At 62.3% G+C, this 18,782-nt stretch carries 21 protein-coding genes and 1 pseudogene; 17 read left to right on the top strand and 5 right to left on the bottom strand.

Going from position 1 to position 18,782, the window contains the following annotated elements:
• The first annotated feature begins 118 nt into the window (after positions 1 to 118).
• From C9427_RS14215 to C9427_RS14200, 4 genes and pseudogenes are all read left to right on the top strand, one after another.
• Entirely contained in the window at positions 119 to 1,141 is a 1,023-nt protein-coding gene (locus tag C9427_RS14215; RefSeq protein ID WP_107649860.1) for a glycosyltransferase family 4 protein, read from the top strand.
• Between the two features lie 157 nt (positions 1,142 to 1,298).
• Positions 1,299 to 1,970 (top strand): response regulator transcription factor, encoded by a 672-nt coding sequence (locus C9427_RS14210; protein ID WP_107649770.1) that lies wholly within the window; start codon positions 1,299 to 1,301, stop codon positions 1,968 to 1,970.
• The gene (locus C9427_RS14205) at positions 1,967 to 3,307 is read left to right on the top strand and encodes a sensor histidine kinase (protein WP_425351646.1); all 1,341 of its coding nucleotides are present in this window, start codon (positions 1,967 to 1,969) and stop codon (positions 3,305 to 3,307) included. The genes C9427_RS14210 and C9427_RS14205 overlap by 4 nt, the downstream gene beginning before the upstream one ends.
• A gap of 129 nt (positions 3,308 to 3,436) precedes the next feature.
• A pseudogene (locus C9427_RS14200) lies at positions 3,437 to 4,329 on the top strand (DUF3313 domain-containing protein).
• Between the two features lie 119 nt (positions 4,330 to 4,448).
• On the opposite strand, the gene C9427_RS14195 reads toward C9427_RS14200, so the two are convergent.
• The 3 genes from C9427_RS14195 to C9427_RS14185 all read right to left on the bottom strand — a co-directional run bounded on the left by C9427_RS14195 (position 4,449) and on the right by C9427_RS14185 (position 5,945).
• Complete coding sequence (locus tag C9427_RS14195; RefSeq protein WP_107649769.1) at positions 4,449 to 4,808, bottom strand: tRNA-binding protein; 360 nt, start codon at positions 4,806 to 4,808, stop codon at positions 4,449 to 4,451.
• A 6-nt stretch (positions 4,809 to 4,814) separates the two neighbouring features.
• Complete coding sequence (locus C9427_RS14190; RefSeq protein WP_006338495.1) at positions 4,815 to 5,315, bottom strand: type III secretion system chaperone family protein; 501 nt, start codon at positions 5,313 to 5,315, stop codon at positions 4,815 to 4,817.
• 327 nt (positions 5,316 to 5,642) lie between these two features.
• Positions 5,643 to 5,945, bottom strand: a complete 303-nt coding sequence (locus tag C9427_RS14185; protein WP_107649768.1) for an accessory factor UbiK family protein — start codon at positions 5,943 to 5,945, stop codon at positions 5,643 to 5,645.
• Between the two features lie 30 nt (positions 5,946 to 5,975).
• Between C9427_RS14185 and C9427_RS34775 the strand changes: the two genes are divergently transcribed.
• The 8 genes from C9427_RS34775 to C9427_RS14145 all read left to right on the top strand — a co-directional run bounded on the left by C9427_RS34775 (position 5,976) and on the right by C9427_RS14145 (position 12,384).
• Complete coding sequence (locus tag C9427_RS34775; protein ID WP_245437071.1) at positions 5,976 to 6,206, top strand: hypothetical protein; 231 nt, start codon at positions 5,976 to 5,978, stop codon at positions 6,204 to 6,206.
• Between the two features lie 90 nt (positions 6,207 to 6,296).
• On the top strand, positions 6,297 to 6,536 hold the full coding sequence (locus C9427_RS14175) for a BrnA antitoxin family protein (protein ID WP_006338500.1): 240 nt from the start codon (positions 6,297 to 6,299) through the stop codon (positions 6,534 to 6,536).
• Positions 6,537 to 6,657: 121 nt separating this feature from the next.
• On the top strand, positions 6,658 to 7,497 hold the full coding sequence (gene lgt, locus C9427_RS14170; RefSeq protein WP_167434354.1) for a prolipoprotein diacylglyceryl transferase: 840 nt from the start codon (positions 6,658 to 6,660) through the stop codon (positions 7,495 to 7,497).
• A complete protein-coding gene (locus C9427_RS14165) occupies positions 7,494 to 8,582 on the top strand; it encodes a class I SAM-dependent methyltransferase (protein ID WP_107649766.1) in 1,089 nt (362 codons plus the stop codon). The genes lgt and C9427_RS14165 overlap by 4 nt, the downstream gene beginning before the upstream one ends.
• A 91-nt stretch (positions 8,583 to 8,673) precedes the next feature.
• Positions 8,674 to 9,468 carry a peptidoglycan editing factor PgeF gene (pgeF, locus tag C9427_RS14160; protein ID WP_107649765.1) on the top strand — a complete coding sequence of 265 codons (795 nt, stop codon included), beginning with the start codon at positions 8,674 to 8,676 and terminating at the stop codon, positions 9,466 to 9,468.
• The gene (locus tag C9427_RS14155; protein ID WP_107649764.1) at positions 9,468 to 10,619 is read left to right on the top strand and encodes a M24 family metallopeptidase; all 1,152 of its coding nucleotides are present in this window, start codon (positions 9,468 to 9,470) and stop codon (positions 10,617 to 10,619) included. Before pgeF ends, C9427_RS14155 begins: the two co-directional genes overlap by 1 nt.
• A gap of 43 nt (positions 10,620 to 10,662) precedes the next feature.
• Positions 10,663 to 11,292 carry a hypothetical protein gene (locus tag C9427_RS14150; protein WP_107649763.1) on the top strand — a complete coding sequence of 210 codons (630 nt, stop codon included), beginning with the start codon at positions 10,663 to 10,665 and terminating at the stop codon, positions 11,290 to 11,292.
• 156 nt (positions 11,293 to 11,448) lie between these two features.
• On the top strand, positions 11,449 to 12,384 hold the full coding sequence (locus tag C9427_RS14145) for a ribose-phosphate pyrophosphokinase (RefSeq protein ID WP_097572321.1): 936 nt from the start codon (positions 11,449 to 11,451) through the stop codon (positions 12,382 to 12,384).
• Here the strand turns inward: C9427_RS14145 and C9427_RS14140 are convergent.
• Positions 12,381 to 13,259, bottom strand: coding sequence for an AraC family transcriptional regulator (locus tag C9427_RS14140; RefSeq protein ID WP_107649762.1), 879 nt, complete (start codon positions 13,257 to 13,259; stop codon positions 12,381 to 12,383). The genes C9427_RS14145 and C9427_RS14140 overlap by 4 nt on opposite strands.
• A 112-nt stretch (positions 13,260 to 13,371) precedes the next feature.
• Here C9427_RS14140 and C9427_RS14135 point away from each other — a divergent pair, with 112 nt between their 5' ends.
• Both C9427_RS14135 and C9427_RS14130 read left to right on the top strand, forming a co-directional pair.
• A complete protein-coding gene (locus tag C9427_RS14135; RefSeq protein ID WP_167434346.1) occupies positions 13,372 to 14,616 on the top strand; it encodes an MFS transporter in 1,245 nt (414 codons plus the stop codon).
• Between the two features lie 203 nt (positions 14,617 to 14,819).
• Complete coding sequence (locus tag C9427_RS14130; protein ID WP_107649761.1) at positions 14,820 to 15,569, top strand: SDR family oxidoreductase; 750 nt, start codon at positions 14,820 to 14,822, stop codon at positions 15,567 to 15,569.
• 55 nt (positions 15,570 to 15,624) lie between these two features.
• Here C9427_RS14130 and C9427_RS14125 read toward each other — a convergent pair whose 3' ends face one another.
• Positions 15,625 to 16,467 carry an alpha/beta fold hydrolase gene (locus tag C9427_RS14125; RefSeq protein WP_107649857.1) on the bottom strand — a complete coding sequence of 281 codons (843 nt, stop codon included), beginning with the start codon at positions 16,465 to 16,467 and terminating at the stop codon, positions 15,625 to 15,627.
• A gap of 150 nt (positions 16,468 to 16,617) precedes the next feature.
• Between C9427_RS14125 and C9427_RS14120 the strand changes: the two genes are divergently transcribed.
• The 3 genes from C9427_RS14120 (at position 16,618) to pth (ending at position 18,710) form a co-directional block, all read left to right on the top strand.
• Positions 16,618 to 17,046 carry a MarR family winged helix-turn-helix transcriptional regulator gene (locus C9427_RS14120; protein WP_107649856.1) on the top strand — a complete coding sequence of 143 codons (429 nt, stop codon included), beginning with the start codon at positions 16,618 to 16,620 and terminating at the stop codon, positions 17,044 to 17,046.
• A 279-nt stretch (positions 17,047 to 17,325) separates the two neighbouring features.
• A complete protein-coding gene (locus C9427_RS14115; RefSeq protein WP_097572325.1) occupies positions 17,326 to 17,967 on the top strand; it encodes a 50S ribosomal protein L25/general stress protein Ctc in 642 nt (213 codons plus the stop codon).
• A gap of 23 nt (positions 17,968 to 17,990) precedes the next feature.
• Complete coding sequence (gene pth, locus C9427_RS14110; protein WP_107649760.1) at positions 17,991 to 18,710, top strand: aminoacyl-tRNA hydrolase; 720 nt, start codon at positions 17,991 to 17,993, stop codon at positions 18,708 to 18,710.
• Positions 18,711 to 18,782: the final 72 nt, after the last annotated feature.

Below are 18,782 nucleotides of genomic sequence, written 5' to 3'. Positions count from 1 at the left end.
CTGTGCCCGCCAGGGTGCGCTGGAGCGAGGTGCGCTGGAGCGAAGCGGGAGCGGCGGCCTGGTCGCCATTCAGGCATCGCGGCAAGGCAACCGACGACTTCATGGGCAAAGGACCGCCATGCGCATCCTGATGGTCACCGACGCCTGGCGCCCGCAAGTAAACGGCGTCGTCCACACGCTGGAGCGGCTGTCCGAGACCCTGAAATCCTTCGACGTCGAAGCGGACTTCCTGACCCCGAACATTTTCCGCACCTTGCCCTTGCCGACCTATCCCGACATCAGGCTGGCGCTGACGACGCCGGGCCATGTCGCGCGGCTGATTGCCGAGCGCAAGGCGGATCATATCCACATCGTCACCGAAGGCCCGCTCGGCATCATGGCGCGGCGTTACTGCCGCAACACGGGCCGGCCGTTCACGACGAGTTATCACACGCGTTTTCCCGAATATCTGAGCGCGCGATTGCCCGTGCCGGAAGCCTGGGCCTATCGCTGGCTTCGCGATTTCCACAATTCCGGGCAAGGCACGCTGGTCGCCACCCAGTCGCTGGCCGACGACCTCGCCGCACGCGGCTTCACCAAGCTGAGGCCGTGGACGCGCGGCGTCGACACCGACCATTTTCGGCCGGACAAGCGGAAGGATCTGGGTCTCGAGGGACCGATCTTCCTCTGCGTCGGCCGCGTCGCGATCGAAAAGAATTTGAGCGCTTTCCTCGACCTCGAATTGCCGGGCAGCAAGGTGATCGTCGGCGAAGGCCCGGAACTGGGCAGGCTCAAGGCGAAATATCCGCAAGCCCATTTCCTCGGCCATCGCCCGAACGACGAACTGGCCGAAATCTATGCCTCGGCCGATGTCTTCGTCTTCCCCAGCCGCACCGACACCTTCGGCAACGTCATCATCGAGGCGCTGGCCAGCGGCACGCCGGTCGCCGCCTATCCGGTGACCGGCCCGATCGACATTGTCGGCGACGGCGTTGGCGGCTCGGTAGCTGACGATTTGCGGCAGGCAGCACTTGCCGCCCTTCACGTCGACCGCGCCGAGGCGCGCCAGCGCGCAATGCGCTACAGCTGGAAAGCCTGCGCGGAAATGTTCCTCGACACGGTCGAGGAAGCACTGGGCACGACGCGCAAGCTCGCTGCCTGAGAGGCCTGACGGTTTAGACTAGGATCTGTCGAGAGGTCGCGGACCTCATATATCCAGTTTAGGCCTCCACAATTTCAGCTTTACCTGACTGCAAGCTCCGCAATGCTGCTGCAATCTTGGTGATGGAAACACCGGGTGCGCAAAAAGCAGGAAGGCGATGAGAATTCTACTGATAGAGGACGAAAGGCAACTGGCGGATGCGCTGTCGGTGGCACTGAGAAAGCACGGCATCGTCACCGACCACACGATGCACCTCGCTGACGCAATCGAGTTGACGCACCAGAATGTTTACGATGCGATCCTCCTGGATCGCCGCTTGCCCGATGGCGAGGGATTGACCTTTATCCCCGAATTGCGGCGGACTGGAGCGGACACGCCGATCATCGTGCTGACGGCGCGCAACGAGCCAATGGAGCGTGTCGAAGGTCTCAACGTCGGCGCTGACGACTATATGGGCAAGCCGTTTCTTGTCGAAGAGTTGATGGCCCGCCTGCGCGCTGTTCTGCGGCGACCAGCAAGTCTGGCGGAACTTCATCTCACTGCGGGTCGGATGCTGATCGATCCCTTGCATTTGAGCGTGACCGTCGACACGATCCCGCTCGATCTGCCCAGACGCGAACTTCTAGTTCTGGCGGCGCTAGCCAAGCGGAAAGACAAAACCGTTCTTCGGTCGACGCTCGAAGCGGCGGTCTACAATTACGAAGAAGAGATCCAGTCGAACGCGCTCGATGCGCACATTTCCAGGCTGCGCAAGCGACTGCTGGATGCCGGCGCCGGCGTCGCTATCCACAACATCCGGGGCGTCGGCTATCTCCTGAAGGAAGAATGATGCACGTGGCCAACAGGTTGGATCCGTCACTTTGGTGGAAGCTGAGCTGGCAGCTCAGTCTCGTCATCGTCGCTGTGATTGCCGCCGTGATCATCGGGCTTTGCGTCTACGGAGCGATGATCCTTTCGCCGAACGTGGCCGTGGAGGACAAAATCAGCGCCGTGTTGGCGGAGGCTGTGGAACGCGATCCGCAAGGAAAATTTCAGTTGCGCGATACACCGAAGCTGAGGTCGCTCAAAACGCAGAACAGCGGACTTTGGTATGTCGCGGCCACGACGGACGGTGCCTCGGTATCCTACGGCACCGTACCAGTTCCCTACGCCGAGGTCGCGCCTCTGGTGCACCTGTTCCAGGACGCAGATATCAGGGGATCGGCCGGTACAAATGAGATTGCCTCGGTCGAAAACGTAGAGACTGTTGTGGGTGAGGTCCGAATTCTGTCTGGCGGCTTCGCTGACAAGGGCTGGCCCGTTCTCACCCTTCTGGCCAGCACTTACCCGATCTACGTCTCTTTGATCGCAATTGCATTGCCTGCGATCTTCCTTGCCGTTCCCCGCATCGTCGCGCGCGCTCTGGCCGGCGTGAGCGACGTCGCTCACAAAGCATCACAGATTGAACCACGCCGGTACGGAGTACGCCTTCCGGTGGACGGCATTCCCAAGGAAGTCGCTCCGCTGGTCATTGCGTTCAATGGAACACTCGAGCGGCTCGAGAATGAGTTCCGGAAACGCCAGCGCTTCCTGATCGACGCGGCGCATGAGCTCAGAACACCTATCGCTATCATGCAGACGCGGATCGACGGGATGCCCGAGAACCAGGATCGCAGGCGATTGTTGGCCGACGTTGCGCGTTTGGCCGAGACGGCAGAGCAACTCCTCGATTTCGAGCGCAACGACCAGGCGACCGATCTGCACGGAAGGGTCGATCTCGTCGAAATCGCACGAACGGTCGTTGCCGACCTCGCACCTCTGGCGATCGCTGCCGGCTACCAGATTTCCTTCCAAAGTGAAGTGGAAAGCCTCGAGCGGCGCGGCAGTCCTTCCGCCTTGCCGAGAGCGATCAGCAATCTGGTTCGCAATGCAATCGACCATGGCGGCAATACCGGGATGATCACGATCTCGGTCTCAGCCGACGCAGAGATCAACGTGGCCGATGAAGGACCAGGCATACCGGCAGAGCATCGGGAACTGGTTTTTGAGCCTTTTTATCGCGTCACCCCGCGAAGCACAGGCGCAGGTCTTGGTTTGAGCCTGGTGAAGCAGATCGTTGCAAACCATCGGGGTCAGGTCTGCATGACAAGCAGCACGGCCGGGACGCAGGTGGCAATCCGACTCTGATTGACAAGCCTTCGAGCCAACTGGCGGTACGCATCGACGATAACCGCTGTTCGACATGATCTGTAATGCTGCGGCAATCCTTCCCTCGCACGGTCGTCTCGGAAACATCCGCGACGGAGATCAGAAAGCGTGCGCAGCAATCCATCAATTGAACCATTTCTCGGACCTGTCGGATCCCCGCCGACATTTCCGTTAATATGTCTGGCTTTGTCCCTGATCCTGGCGGTAGCCGGATGTGCCGCGGTGCCTCTGACGGAAGGCGGGACGCTCACCTCTTACAGCAATCTTGGTGCCCCCAAGGGAAAGTTGTCCAAGAAGCGTATCTTTGTTGACGGGCAAGGTCTGGCGGTTGCGAAGACGGCCAGGATCGTTCCAACGACTTTCGTGTTCAGCGCCGCATCCCGGGTGAAATCGGCAGCCGACCGCTCACTGGTGTCAAACGCACTGGATCGGGCGCTCTGTGTCGCGCTTAGCGACAAATATCAAATGGTCTCAGCCGGCCAGCCGGCCGATGTGACGATCCGATCCGTCGTCACCGATATCGTCCCTACGAACAAGGTGATGGCGGGGGTCTCAACCGTCGTAACTGTAGGCAGCGGTTTCGTCATGCCCTCCAGCGTGCCCGTCAGTATGCCGCGCCTACCTTTCGGCCTCGGAGGACTTGCCGTCGAGGCGGAAGCCGTTGATAGCGGTGGCGTCCAGCGCGCGGCAATGGTCTGGGCTCGCGGGGCGAACTCGATCCAGACAACCCCCGCTTTTCGGAGGTCGGCGATGCATACGGCCTCGCTGCGAGGTTCGGGGGTGACTTTTCCCGAATGCTCATCACTGGCAAGGAGCCTAAAGTCTTCGACATTTCCATCCCTTCGAAACAGCGGATCCAGTCCTGGTTTGGCGGAAAACCCAAATACGCCGCGTGTGATACATTCGGTCGAATGCCGGGATTAATAGGCGTCGTGGCCTCCAAGTACGGTGCGCCGCCGGAATGGACCGACAAGAAGCCCAAACCGCTTGTAGCGAATTGAAGTGTTTTCCGTAGATGTGCCAAAGCATCGGACCCAAAAGTGGAAACCCGTTTCGGGAAGAATCCGATGCAAACAAAAAGATGAGGCGGCGGCACGGTTCGACTTGAAAGTCCGAGGCTCTAGAACAGGCGACCGCCGTCCGGCACCCTGCGCTCTATGGCGCCGAGCACGACGGCCCCCTCTTCGTCGGGAAAGCCAAGCGTCAGCACTTCCGACATGAACGGCCCGATCTGCCGCGGCGGGAAATTGACCACCGCGAACACCTGCCGGCCGATCAGCGTCTCCGGCGCATAATATTTGGTAATCTGCGCCGACGATTTCTTCACCCCGATGTCGGCGCCGAAGTCGATCTTCAGCTTGAATGCCGGCTTGCGCGCCTGCGGGAACGGCTCGGCCTCGACGATCGTGCCGGCACGGATATCGACACGGTCGAAATCGGCGAAGCTGATCTCGGGCTTGCGCTGGTTATTGGAACTCATCGAGGATCAGGCGTTTCCATAGGTCTCGAACAGGACGCCGGCCAGCGCATCCTTGGCCGAGGTTCCCGACCAGACGACGAACTGGAAGGACTGGAAATAGCACTCGCAGGCCTCCAGCGCCGACGACAGTAGCACCTCGACCTGCTGGCTCGACGGCTCGACCCCGCCGGCAAGCAGCAGCGACTGGCGGAACATGATCGCGCCTTCCTGCTCCCAGAGGTCGAAATGGCCAAACAGCATCTGCTCGTTGATCAGCGACAAGAGCCGCATCACTTCGAGCGCACGCGCCTCCGGCACCTTGATGTCGAAGGCGCAGGCCAGATGCAGCGCCTCGAAATCCTCCATCCACGAGAATGAGACGTGATAGTCGGTCCAGCTTCCGGCAACCGAGATCGAAATCTCGTCGTCGCCGGCCCGCTCGAAGGACCAGTCATTGTTGTGAGCCACCTGCTCGATGACATCCACCGGATGGATTTCGCGGGAAAATTCGAGTTCGAGAAGTTCCATGAAATGCTTCCTGTCGTTCAGGGGAGCGCCACACGCTCCGTGGGCACACACGACGAACAATCCTGTCTAGAACTCGGACGGCCAGGACTTCTCAACGCAAAGACCCCTGACCGGACCCCACCGCCCGGCGCATGATCCTGCTCCGAATCATGCAACAAATTCAGTCTATTGATCGGGAGTCGCGTGACCAGCCCAATTTTTCGCACTGCGTCATCAGCATGTGGAAAGGCACTGTCACAAAGATTCACGCAATGCCGGTAAGCGATTCACGACAAAGCGCTTTTTGCGATTGCGCTTTGTGGAAAAGTTTAACGAATATTTTTTTGGTTATTTTTTCGGACGCGGCTTGGCCGCGGTCGCAGGCGTCGCCTGTGCGGCCAATTCGGCCAGTTTGGCCTCGAGTGCTTCGATGCGGGCAGCGAGGCGAGTGTTCTCTTCCCTGGCCTTCGCCGCCATATCGCGGGCAGCCTCGAACTCCTCGCGCTGCACCACTTCCATGGAGTTGAGAATGCGCTCGGCCTGCCCCTTGAAGGCGGTCTCCACTTCGCGCCGCACCCCTTGCGCCGCACCCGCGGCGTCGGTCATCAGCTTGGCGAATTCATCGAGAATGCGGTTCGGTCCGGTCGACATGGCAAATCCTCGCTTGCTGGAATTGACGTAGTGGCGGACGACGCCGAATGCAAGAACGTTGAAACCCGGTGGCATCCGCAGCCCATTCAATTTCGGTGCGTTAAGCTAGGGCGCCAAGTCAATGAGAAGCGCCTCGCCGTCCTCGATGCGGCCCTCGCCAAAGGCATTTCGGATGCCCATGCCGGCCGGGTCAAGCCCGGCGACGGGGTTCTGGACCGGCTTGAGGCCAAATACAACGCAATGGCAGAGAGGACCAAGTGAAGCGGCTGGTCTTCACGGGCCAGTCGCCTATTGTGGTGTTTTCGTCGCGACTGGCGTCAAGCACGAGTCGCTCTCAGTCAGGGTCACCCAATGGCAACGCCCCCGCGCAGACCGACAAATCCGATGGCAGCTGCCGAAGCTGCCTTTAAGCCGATCAAGAAACCGGCAGCCCCAATTCGCGAACCCTCGGCCGCGCCCAATGTCAGAGAGCTCGTTTCGATTAGGATCGATCGAGCCGTGCTGGACCATTTCCAGGAAGATGGTCCGGGCTGGCAGGACAGGATCAACGACGCTCTAAGGCAAATGGTCGACGGCAAGCGTCAGGGTTGAGCCCCTCCGTCCGTGGCGATGAAGGCAACCATCAACTTGCCTTGACCCTGCCAAAACCCTGCCGCATGGTCCGCGCCCGAACGCGATGGCTACCCGGAGATCCTTGTTGAGCCAACATCTTATGCTGCCGCTGGCCGCCCTACCCTTCCCCAATATCGACCCGGTCATTGTCCAGATCGGGCCGTTGGCGGTGCATTGGTATGGCGTCGGCTACATCGTCGGCATTCTCTTTGCCTGGTGGTATGCCAAGCGGCTCGTCACCGACAAAAGGCTCTGGCCCGACGGTACCTTGCCGATGAAGCCCGAGGATCTCGACGACTTCATCGTCTGGGCGGCCATCGGCGTGGTGCTGGGCGGACGCACCGGCTACGTGCTGTTTTACGATCTGCCGCGCTACATTGCGCACCCGCTGGATATCTTTGCCGTCTGGCAGGGCGGCATGTCGTTTCATGGCGGCCTGCTCGGCGTCACCCTCGCCATGACGCTGTTCTCCTGGTCGCGCGGCATCCGCGCATGGTCGCTGTTCGACGTCGTGGCGGCCGGCGTCCCGGTCGGCCTTGGCCTTGTCCGCGTCGCCAATTTCATCAACTCCGAACTCTGGGGCAGACCGACCGATGTGCCCTGGGCGGTCGAATTCCCCAATGGCGGGCCATTTTCGCGCCATCCGAGCCAGATCTACGAGGCGTTGCTAGAGGGCCTGGTGCTGTTCCTGGTCCTGCGCGTCCTCACCCATTCCAGGCTCAAGCTGAAGACGCCGCGCTTTGTCGGCGGCGCCTTCATTTGCGGTTACGGCCTGTCGCGCATCTTCGTCGAATTCTTCCGCGAGCCTGATCAGCAGCTTGGCTATCTCCTCGGCACCAATTGGCTGACCATGGGTATGATCCTTTCCACGCCCATGGTGCTGGCAGGCATCTGGGCGATGGCCACCGCTAAACCGGTGACACAGCCACAGCCGGCATGACGCGGCTGAAAACCCGCATCGCCGAGCTGATCGATGCGGTAGGCCCCATTCCCGTCAGCGAATACATGGCGCTTTGCCTGTTCGACCCTGAGGACGGTTACTACACGACGCGCGAGCCGTTCGGCGCCGCCGGCGACTTCGTCACCGCACCGGAGATCAGCCAGATGTTCGGCGAGCTGGTCGCCATCTGGCTCTACGAGGCCTGGCGGGCGACGGGCCGGCCGCTGCCGGTCACCATCGCCGAGATCGGCCCAGGCCGTGGCACGCTGATGAAGGACATGCTGCGCACCTTTTCGCGGCTCGACGCGACGCTGACCGCCGGCGCCTCCTTCGCCATGATCGAGACCAGCCCACGGCTGACGGGAATCCAGCGGCAGGCGCTTGCCGGCACATCGGTCACGATCGATTGGCATGAAACCATCGACACGCTGCCGCGGACCCCGCTTCTCATTGTCGGCAACGAATTGTTCGACGCGGTGCCCATCCGTCAGTTCGTTCGCGCCGGCGCGGACTGGCGCGAACGGATGATCGGGCTCGACGACGCGGGCGGGTTGCGTTTTTTCGCCGGCGCCGCTTCGGTCGATCCGACGCTGCTGCCGGACGATGCCGAAGAGGCCCCGCAAGGCTCGATCGTCGAGATCGCGCCGGCTCGCACCGCCTTGATGGCGACCATCTCCGAGCGCATATCCAGTCGTGGCGGCGCCGGGCTATTCCCTGACTATGGCCATCTCCGGCCAGGGATCGGCGATACGTTGCAGGCCCTGCGCCGGCACGATCACGAAGATGTGCTGGCCAATCCCGGCGAGGCCGATCTTACCGCCCATGTCGATTTCGCCGCCCTCGCCGCCATTGTCCGGGCGCATGGCCTTGATGCCTATCTCGCCACGCAAGGCGAATTCCTGGTGAGGATGGGGCTTCTCGAACGCGCCGGCCGGCTCGGTGCCAATGCCGATGAGGCGGCCCGCGAAAAGATCGCGGGCGAGGTCGAGCGCCTCGCCGGCCCGCAAGCCATGGGCGAACTCTTCAAGGTGCTGGCCATCCTGCCCGCCGGCATCGCAGTTCCACCCTTTCTACCGGCGGATTGACTTTTCACTGTCGCCTCTCCCACTCTCCCGACGGTTGCCCTTCTTTTGACTGCCGCTTGACGAAATCGCCCGCACGGACAACAACGCCCGCATGTTGACTCAGACCAAACCGGATCCCGTTCGGTCGCCCTCCCTGGAAAAGGCGCGGGCGCAAGGCATTCGCCACGGCTATTTCACACGCATCGGCGGCGTCTCCAGTGGTATCTATCAAGGTCTTAACATCGGCACCGGCTCGAGCGACGACCAGACACTGGTAGCCGAGAACCGTCGCCGCGTCGCCGACTGGATGGGCGTGCCCGCCAGCCATCTTTTGACCGCCCACCAGATCCACTCGCCCGATGTCGTCGTCGCCAGGGAGCCGTTTTCCGGCGAGCGGCCCAGGGCCGACGCCCTTGTCACCGACCGGCCGGGCATCGCCATCGGCGCCTCGACCGCCGATTGCGGACCGGTCCTGTTCGCCGATGCCGAAGCGCGCATCATCGGCGCCGCGCACGCCGGCTGGAAGGGCGCCTTCACGGGCGTGCTGGAAAATACCATTGCCGCGATGGAAGGCCTCGGCGCCCGGCGCGAGCGCATCTTTGCTGTTCTCGGCCCTTCCATCGGCCCGCAGAATTACGAGGTTGGGCCGGAATTCATCGCCCGCTTCGTCGATGCCGATGCCGGCAATGCCAGCTATTTCGCGCCCTCGGCGAAATCGGAACATGCAATGTTCGACCTCAATCGCTACACGGTCGATCGGCTCGCCAAGGCCGGCGTGACCGCTGAGGGGCTCGACCGCTGCACCTATGCCGAGGAGGATCTGTTCTATTCCTATCGGCGCACCACGCATCGCAAGGAACCGGATTACGGGCGACAGATTTCGGCAATTGTTTTGGAGAAAGAGTAATGGCGTTGCATTTCGAACGCTCGGAATTTGACGCGCGGCGCGACCGGCTGATGATCGAACTCGCCGAGAAGAAGCTCGACGCCGTCCTGCTGTTCGCGCAGGAGAGCATGTACTGGCTCACCGGCTACGACACGTTCGGGTTCTGCTTCTTCCAGTGCCTGGTGGTGAAGGCCGACGGTTCGATGGTCCTGCTCACCCGCTCGGCCGATCTGCGCCAGGCGCGCCACACCTCCATCATCGACAATATCGTGCTGTGGACGGACCGCGATGGCGCCAATCCGGCGATCGACCTGCGCAATCTGCTCAACGATCTCGACCTGCTCGGCGCCCGCATCGGCGTCGAATACGACACCCACGGCCTGACCGCCTACAATGGCCGGCGTCTCGACGAGCAATTGCAGACCTTTGGCCAGATCGCCGACGCGTCGGGCATCGTCAGCCGGCTGCGCCTGTTCAAGAGCCCGGCCGAAATCGCCAAGGCGGAGAAGGCGGCAAATCTCGCCGACGACGCGCTGGATGCTGCCTTGCCGCTGATCAAGCAGGGCGGCGACGAAGCCTTGATCCTTGCCGCCATGCAGGGCGCTGTCTTCGCCGGCGGCGGTGATTATCCGGCCAACGAGTTCATCATCGGCTCCGGCGTGGACGCGCTGCTTTGCCGCTACAAGGCAGGCCGCCGCAAACTGACCAAGAACGACCAGTTGACGCTCGAATGGGCCGGCGTCTTCCACCATTACCATGCCCCGATGATGCGCACCGTGCTGACCGGCAAGGCGTCGAAGCGTCACCAGGAGCTTTTCGATGCCGCGCGCGCGGCGCTTTTAGCCGTCGAAAAGGCAATGACGCCGGGAAATTCCTTCGGCGACGTGTTCGACGCCCATGCGCGCACGCTGGAAGCCCACAACCTGACCAAGCACAGGCTGAACGCCTGCGGCTATTCGGTCGGCGCCCGCTTCACCCCGTCCTGGATGGACATGCCGATGTTTTATCAGGGCAATCCCGAACCGATTGCGCCCAACATGACGCTGTTCGCCCACATGATCATCATGGATTCGGAAACGGAGACCGCGATGACGCTTGGCCGCACCTATCTGACCACTGAATCGCAGCCGAAGCCGCTGTCCCGCCATGATCTCGACTTGATCGTGCGGTGAATCCATAATGCATAATGGGGGCGGTCATCGGAGTTTCAGGCAAATGAGACGATCGCATTTGACGACCGTGTCATTGCTCGCGGCGCTGGCGCTGGCCGCGTGCACCAATGCCAAGGACGTTCTCGAGCCCTCGGCCATCGCCCCGCAATCGACACAGTCCGTGGCCGGAGCCGGCACCACGCCCCCTGCGACTGCCGCGCAGCCTTCCGCAACGGCGCAGCCCACTGCTCCCCCTGCGCCAGCCGCCTCTGCGCAAGCTGCGGCGCCGGCCGTGCCGTCCGCCAAGAGCGCCTCGGCCATCGCGCGGACCCGGCTGCAGGTGGCGCCGATCGTCGGCGCGTCGGTGGAGGCGGCGACGCCGCTGACCGCTGAACTCCAGACGCGCGCCAAGCAACGCGGCATCACGCTTGCCGGCAGCACCGACCAGGCCGCCACCCACGTGCTGAAGGGCTATTTCTCGACGATGTCGGAAGGCAAGGACACCACCGTCATCTATGTCTGGGACGTCTATGACCCCTCGGGAAACCGGCTGCACCGCATCAACGGCCAGCAGAAGGCGCCCTCCGCCAACGGCGCCGAAGGCTGGGCGGCGGTCGCCCCGGCAACCATGCAGTCGATCGCCGACCAGACGATCGACCAGTTCGCCGCTTGGCTTGGCGGGCAAGCAGGCTGACAGGGTGCCGGCTTTGACGGCTGTAAACGATTATTGAGATTAGCCGGCGGATTCCCGATCACGACGCTTGCAATACCGGCACGGGCCGCTAAAAGCCCGACTAAGAGGCTCAAGCGAGTCTGTCAGGGTCTCTCCATCCTTCGCCAGGAACGGTGCATGAAGCTCTTCGCGGGCAATTCCAACAGGGTGCTGGCCGAAGCGGTCGCCCGCTATCTCAACATTCCCCTGGGCAAGGCCAGCGTCAGACGCTTCGCCGACCAGGAAATCTTCGTCGAGATCCAGGAAAATGTGCGTGGCGAGGATGTCTTCATCCTGCAGTCCACCTCGTTCCCGACCAACGATCACCTGATGGAACTGCTCATCATGATCGATGCTTTCATGCGCTCCTCGGCCAGACGCATCACGGCGGTCATTCCCTATTTCGGCTATGCCAGGCAGGACCGCCGCGCCTCCGGCCGCACCCCGATCTCGGCCAAGCTGGTCGCCAATATGATCACCCGGGCGGGCGTCGATCGCGTGTTGACGCTCGATCTCCATGCCGGTCAGATCCAGGGCTTTTTCGACATCCCGACCGACAATCTGTTCTCCGTGCCGGTCATGGCCCGCGACGTGAAGGCGAAATACAAGCAGCTTGGCAATGTCGTCGTCGTTTCGCCCGACATCGGCGGCGTGGTGCGGGCCCGCGCGCTGGCCAAGCGCTTCGACGCGCAACTCGCCATCGTCGACAAACGCCGCGAACGTCCCGGCGAATCCGAAGTCATGAACATCATCGGCGCGGTTGCCGGCAAGGATTGCCTGTTGATCGACGACATCGTCGATTCCGGCGGCACGCTGTGCAATGCCGCCGATGCACTGCTGGCCAATGGCGCCACCAGCGTCACCGCCTACATCACCCATGGTGTGTTGTCGGGCGGCGCCGTTGCCCGCATCAGCGGCTCGAAGCTGCAGGAACTGGTCATCACCGATTCCATCCAGCCGACGCAAGGCGTGCTCGACGCGCCCAACATCCGCGTCATCTCCATCGCCGACCTGATGGGCGAGGCGATCTCGCGCACCGCGACCGAGGAATCGGTATCGAGCCTGTTCGACTAAGCCGTCGCGCTCCTGCTCGGACCGGTTAGTCGCTTCATGCCCTCGCCAGCATCGCGCGCGCCGCGCATATAGCCGCGCGGTGAGGCCCCCAGCATGCGCTTGAACATGGTGATGAAGGCCGGCACGCTGTCATAGCCGAGATCGAGCGCTACCCTGGTGATCGGCTCGCCATCGGCAAGCCGCGGCAATGCCGCGAACAGGCAGGCCTGCTGGCGCCAGGTCGACAGCGACAGCCCGGTCTGGCGATGGAAGGCGCGGGTAAACGAGCGCCGGCTCATGCCGACGGCATCGGCCCATTCGTCGATCGTCGCATGCGGCGAAGGTGCCGCAACGAAGCGCCGGCACAGCGCCGCAAGCCTTGGATCCGAAGGAAAAGGCAGGCCGAGCGGCCGTTCCGGCAGGTTCGGGATCTCATGCAGCAACAGGTTCATGATCAGCCCGCCGCGCCCCTCCAGCTCGGCTCCCTGCGGCAGCTTTTCCGATTCCACGATCAGGCTGTGCATCAGGGCGGTGATGCCGACGACGCGCAAGCCGTCCGGCAGCCCGGAAATGGCATCAGGCATGACATAGACCGAGCGCATGCTGACATCGCCCAGCATCTCGACGGAATGCTCGATACCGGCGGGGATCCACATCGCATGGTCGGGTGGCACCATCCAGCGCCCATGCCGCGTCGTCACCAGCACGACGCCGATAAGCGCATGCAGCAGCTGGCTGCGGCTGTGGCGGTGCTGGGGCACGTGATAGCCGTCGGGATATTCGGTCGGCAGCGCCACCGCCGGACCGACGGCCTCTTCCAGCCACTGCCAGCGGGACTGATGCAGACGTCCGAGTTCGGCGGCGTCACCTCTAAAAATTTCCCGGCCATGTGGCATTGGATGTGGCCCACTTGCGAAGCTATTGGACCAAACCACGAAAGAAGTCGCTTGGCAACCATCCTATAAGGCTGCCTGCGGTTCGCCGCCAGAAAGACCTCGGAGCATTGCCTTGACCGACACGACAGCCACCACTGTCGCCACACCAGCGACGGCCAGCCACAGCTCGGCGCAAGCGACGGCCTTCACCGTCATCCTTGCGGTGAGCTTCTGCCACTGCGTCAACGATATCATGCAGTCGCTGCTGTCGGCCATCTATCCGCTGCTGAAGGACAATTACGGCCTCGATTTCTGGCAGATCGGCCTGTTGACCTTCACCTTCCAGGTCACGGCCTCGCTGCTGCAACCGGTCATCGGCGCGGTCACCGACAAGCGGCCGATGCCCTATTCGCTGCCCTATGGCATGGCGTCCTCGTTGATCGGCCTGATCGTGCTTGCCCATGCCGGGCATTACTGGCTGCTGCTGGTCGGCGCGTCGCTGATCGGCATCGGTTCAGCGATCTTCCACCCGGAATCCTCGCGCATCGCCCGCTTCGCCTCGGGCGGACGCTTCGGCCTGGCACAGTCGCTGTTTCAGGTCGGCGGCAATTTCGGCCAGGCCATGGGGCCGCTGCTGGCGGCCTTCATCGTCGTGCCTTTCGGTCAGACCAGCATATCCTGGTTCGCCGTCGGCTCGCTGATCGGCATCATCGTGCTCTGGCAGGTTGGCGGCTGGTATAGCCGGCTGCGCGCCTCGCTCGCCAACCGCAAGGCGGCAACCTTCGTCTCGCCCTTCCCGCGCCGCAAAGTCATGTGGGCATTGGCGGTGCTGACGCTGCTGGTGCTGACCAAGAACGCCTACATCGCCAGCCTCTCCAGCTATTACACCTTCTACGCCATCCACAAGTTCGGCGTGTCGGTGCAGATGTCGCAGGTCATGCTGTTCCTTTTCCTCGGCGCGTCGGCACTAGGCATCCTGCTCGGCGGCCCGTTCGGCGACCGCTACGGGCAGAAGGCGATGATCTGGTTCTCGATCGTCGGCGTGCTGCCCTTCACGCTGGCCCTGCCCTACGCCAATTTCGAATGGACGATGGTGCTGACGGTGCTGATCGGCCTGATCCTGTCCTCGGCCTTCTCCAACATCGTCGTCTTTGCCCAGGAGCTGGTGCCCGGCCGTGTCGGCATGATCGCCGGCATCTTCTTCGGCTTCGCCTTCGGCATGGGCGGCATCGCCGCCGCGGTGCTCGGCGTCGTCGCCGACATGAAGGGCATCGATTTCGTCTTCCAGATCTGCTCGTATTTGCCGCTGCTCGGCCTGCTGACGGTGTTCCTGCCCAACATGAAGGAAGCCAGGAAGGCGGAAACGGCGACCAACTAAAAATCAGTTCATCTTCCGGAATTGATACGAGGGCGCGGCAGTTGCCGCGCCCTCGATGCTTCTTTCGCCACACGCTGGGTGAAAAGCCTGTTAGATAGGGTCACCTCTGAAGGCAGAATTTGGGTCGGCAACGCCTTCAAGTTGAACATGCCGGGCTCAGCCCTGATGCTGCGCAGCGCTCCGCGCCAGGAAAGGCATTCGCTATGTCCAGACTAAAAGGCAAGGCTGCGCTGATTACCGGCGGCACCAGCGGCATCGGCTTGGTGACGGCGCGCCGTTTCATTGAGGAAGGCGCGCGCGTCGCTATCACCGGCACCAATGCGGGCCGTTTGGAGGAGGCCCGCAATACCCTTGGCGGTGATGTGCTTGTCATTGCCGCCGACGCCGGGGATGCCACGGCCCAGAGCGAGATTGCGCGGCGGATCGAGGAATCCTTCGGCAAGCTCGACGCTCTCTTCCTCAACGCCGGCATCGCCGATCTGCGTCCGCTTGGCGATTGGACCGAAGCGGCGTTCGACAGGAGCATCGACGTCGACCTCAAGGGTCCGTACTTCCTGGTCAAGGCGCTCGTTCCGCTGTTTTCGAACCCGTCGTCGATCATCCTCAGCGGCTCGGTCAACGCACATATGGGAATGGCCGGAACGCACGTCTATTCGCTGGCCAAGGCCGGCATGATTTCGCTGGCGCGAACGCTGTCGGGCGAACTGATAGGGCGCGGCATCCGCGCCAATGTGATCAGCCCGGGTCCGATCGACACGCCACTCAACGACAAACTTGGGCTGGATCCCGAGGCGGCGAAGGCGCGCGCGAAAGCTGTGGTAGGCCTGGTGCCTGCCGGTCGTTTCGGAACCGCCGAGGAAATTGCCAACGCAGTGGTGTTTCTTGCCTCTGACGAATGCCCGTTCATGGTCGGTGCGGAAATGCTGATCGACGGCGGCTTGAGCATCGCCTGAAAGCACAAGGCACCCGCCTGACGGCGGGGGCCTCTGTCTATCCAAGTGGAAGATTCTAGGCCTTGAAGAAGGCCAGGAGGTCGGCGTTGATGACATCGGCATGGGTGGTCGCCATGCCATGCGGGAAGCCCTTGTAGACCTTGAGCTCGCCCTTCTTGAGCAGCTTGACCGACAGCAGCGCCGAGTCGGCGATCGGAACGATCTGGTCGTCGTCGCCATGCATGACCAGCACCGGCACGTCGATTGCCTTCAGGTCGTCGGTGAAGTCGGTTTCTGAGAACGCCTTGATGCAATCATAATGCGCCTTGGTGCCGCCCATCATGCCCTGGCGCCACCAATTCTCGACGACAGCCTGCGAGACTTGGGCGCCGGGACGGTTGAAGCCGTAGAACGGGCCGGCCGCGACATCGTGGAAGAACTGCGCGCGGTTGGCGGCCTGGGCGGAGCGGAAGCCGTCGAACACCTCGATCGGCAGGCCGCCGGGATTGGCCGGCGTCTTCAGCATGATCGGCGGCACCGCGCCGATCAGCACCGCCTTGGCGACACGGCCGCCTGAACCGTACTTCGCGACATAGCGGGCCACCTCGCCGCCACCGGTCGAATGGCCGACATGGATGGCGTTCTTGAGATCGAGATGCGCGACAAGTTCCGCGACATCGGCGGCATAGGTGTCCATTTCGTTGCCGGTATCGGTCTGTGTCGAGCGGCCGTGACCGCGGCGATCATGGGCAATGACGCGGTAGCCCTTCGACAAGAAGAACAGCATCTGGGCGTCCCAGTCGTCGCTGCTCAGCGGCCAGCCGTGATGGAAGACGATGGGCTGGCCGCTTCCCCAATCCTTGTAGAAAATCTCGGTTCCGTCCTTGGTGGTGATCGTGCTGCTGCCGGGCTTGGTCATCTCAATCTCCATTGATTTTTGTCGCGATAATCAATATCGCGATAACAATATGACTAGCGCAGACCGAAACCCTTGTCCATAACAATATATATCGCGATATCATTTTTCGTGGTACATATCTGAATGCTCAGTCCGCAAAAGGAATGTATCGTGCCTCTTCCGTTGGACAACCAGCTCTGTTTCACGCTCTACGCCACCAGCATGGCGATCAATCGCACCTACAAGCCGATGCTGGACGAGATGGGGATCACCTATCCGCAGTATCTCGTGCTGAACGCACTGGGAGAGGCCGACGGCATGTCGGTCGGTGCGATCGCGCACAGGCTTGCGCTGGAATCGAGCACCATCACGCCACTGGTGAAGCGCATGGAACAGGCAGGACTCGTCACCCGCCAGCGCAGCCAGACCGACGAGCGCCAGGTACAGGTCGACCTGACCGCCGCCGGTCGCGTTCTGCTTGTCCAGTGCAACTGCCTCAACGAAACGCTCATCGAGCGCTCGGGCATGACGCTGTCTCAGCTCGATGCTCTAAACCGGCAGGTCCAGGCGCTGCGCAACGCGTTAAGTGGTGACCGGTAGTCGGGCCGCGGCGTACCGGTTGTCCTCGAAATTCAGGTTAGCGACACCCTTGCCTGCCATGGCTTGCACCCTTTCCCGCCTTCGGCTATAGAGCCGCCACCCGCGTAGACACCCTTGGAGGCAACGCGGCGGAAGGCTGCCTTCCCTTGTGATCCCGAACAAAGGTCCGCTTGCTTATGCGGCTGCCGGCTTTCGGATATCCAGGCCCGGCGGCTTTCGACGTTTACGGCCCAGCCACGCTGGCCGTGAGCGCTCCAGAACAATGCGAAAGGAAATGCCATGAGCCACGATACTTACGAGCTCAAGGCCGAAGCGCGCGAACAGGTCGGTAAGGGGTCCGCCCGTGCAGTTCGCCGCAACGGTAAAGTGCCTGCAGTGATTTACGGCGACAAGCAGCCTCCCCTGGCGATTGCGCTGACCTACAAGGACATCTACTACAAGATCCATGGCGGCGGGTTCCTGACCACGATCGCCACGATCGATGTCGACGGCAAGAAGATCCAGGTTCTGCCCAAGGACTTCCAGCTCGATCCGGTCAAGGATTTCCCAGTCCATGTCGACTTCCTGCGCATCGGCAAGGACACAGAAGTCAATGTCGACGTGCCCGTCCACTTCATCAATGAGGACAAGTCGCCCGGCATCAAGCGCGGCGGCGTGCTCAACATCGTGCGTCACGAAGTCGAGTTCCACTGCCCGGCCAATGCGATCCCGGAATTCATCACCGTCGATCTCACCGGAGCCGATATCGGCGATTCGATCCACATCTCGGCGGTCAAGCTGCCGGCCGGCGTCAAGCCGGTCATCTCCGATCGCGACTTCACCATCGCGACCGTTGCCGGCTCGTCGGCGATGAAGCCGGAGACCGAAGAGACGGCCGAGGCGGCGGCACCCGAAGCCGCACCTGCCGCCGAAGAGAAGTAACTTCTTTCCGCCCGGAGGTGACGATGCTGCTGTTTGCAGGCCTCGGCAATCCGGGCGCGAAATACGCCAACAATCGGCACAATGTCGGCTTCATGGCGGCGGACGCGATTGCCCGCCGCCATTCCTTTTCGCCCTGGTCGAAGAAATTCCAGGGCCTGATCGCCGAAGGCACGCTTGGCGGCGAAAAGATCATCCTGATCAAGCCGCAGACCTTCATGAACCTGTCCGGCCAGGCGGTCGGCGAAGCGCTGCGCTTCTACAAGCTCGCTCCGTCGGCACTTACCGTCTTCTATGACGAGATCGACCTTGCCGAGCGCAAGCTCCGCGTCAAGACCGGTGGCGGCTCCGGCGGCCACAACGGCATCCGCTCGATCGACGACCATGTCGGCAACGCCTATCGCCGCGTGCGCATCGGCATTGGCCATCCCGGCGTCAAGGAACTCGTGCATGGTCATGTGCTGGGCGACTTCGCCAAGGCAGACCGCGAATGGCTGGATCTGATGCTCGATGCCATCGCCGCCAATGCCGAAATGATCGTCAGGGGCGACGAGCAAGGCTTCATGAACAAGATCAGCGTTGCCGTCCAAGGCAAGGCAGCGCCCGAAAAAGCCGGGCAGAAGCAGGAAGGCCCGAAACAGCAGAGCCACATCCGCCAGGCGCGGCCGCAGCAGCCGGCGGCCAAGCTTCCCGAAACCGGCCCGATGGCCGCCATGCTGAAGAAGCTGTTCGGCGGCAAGGGCTAGGCCTCGCCCCTGATCGTGGCCGCGGGGCTTGACGTTCCTCACCCCTATCGCCCATAGCCCTCATCAAATCTC

Origin of the sequence: Mesorhizobium helmanticense, assembly GCF_003034915.1 — a bacterium.
GTDB lineage: Bacteria > Pseudomonadota > Alphaproteobacteria > Rhizobiales > Rhizobiaceae > Mesorhizobium > Mesorhizobium helmanticense.
Note: the sequence above shows the minus strand (reverse complement) of the source record. Positions and strands in the feature narration are given on the sequence as shown.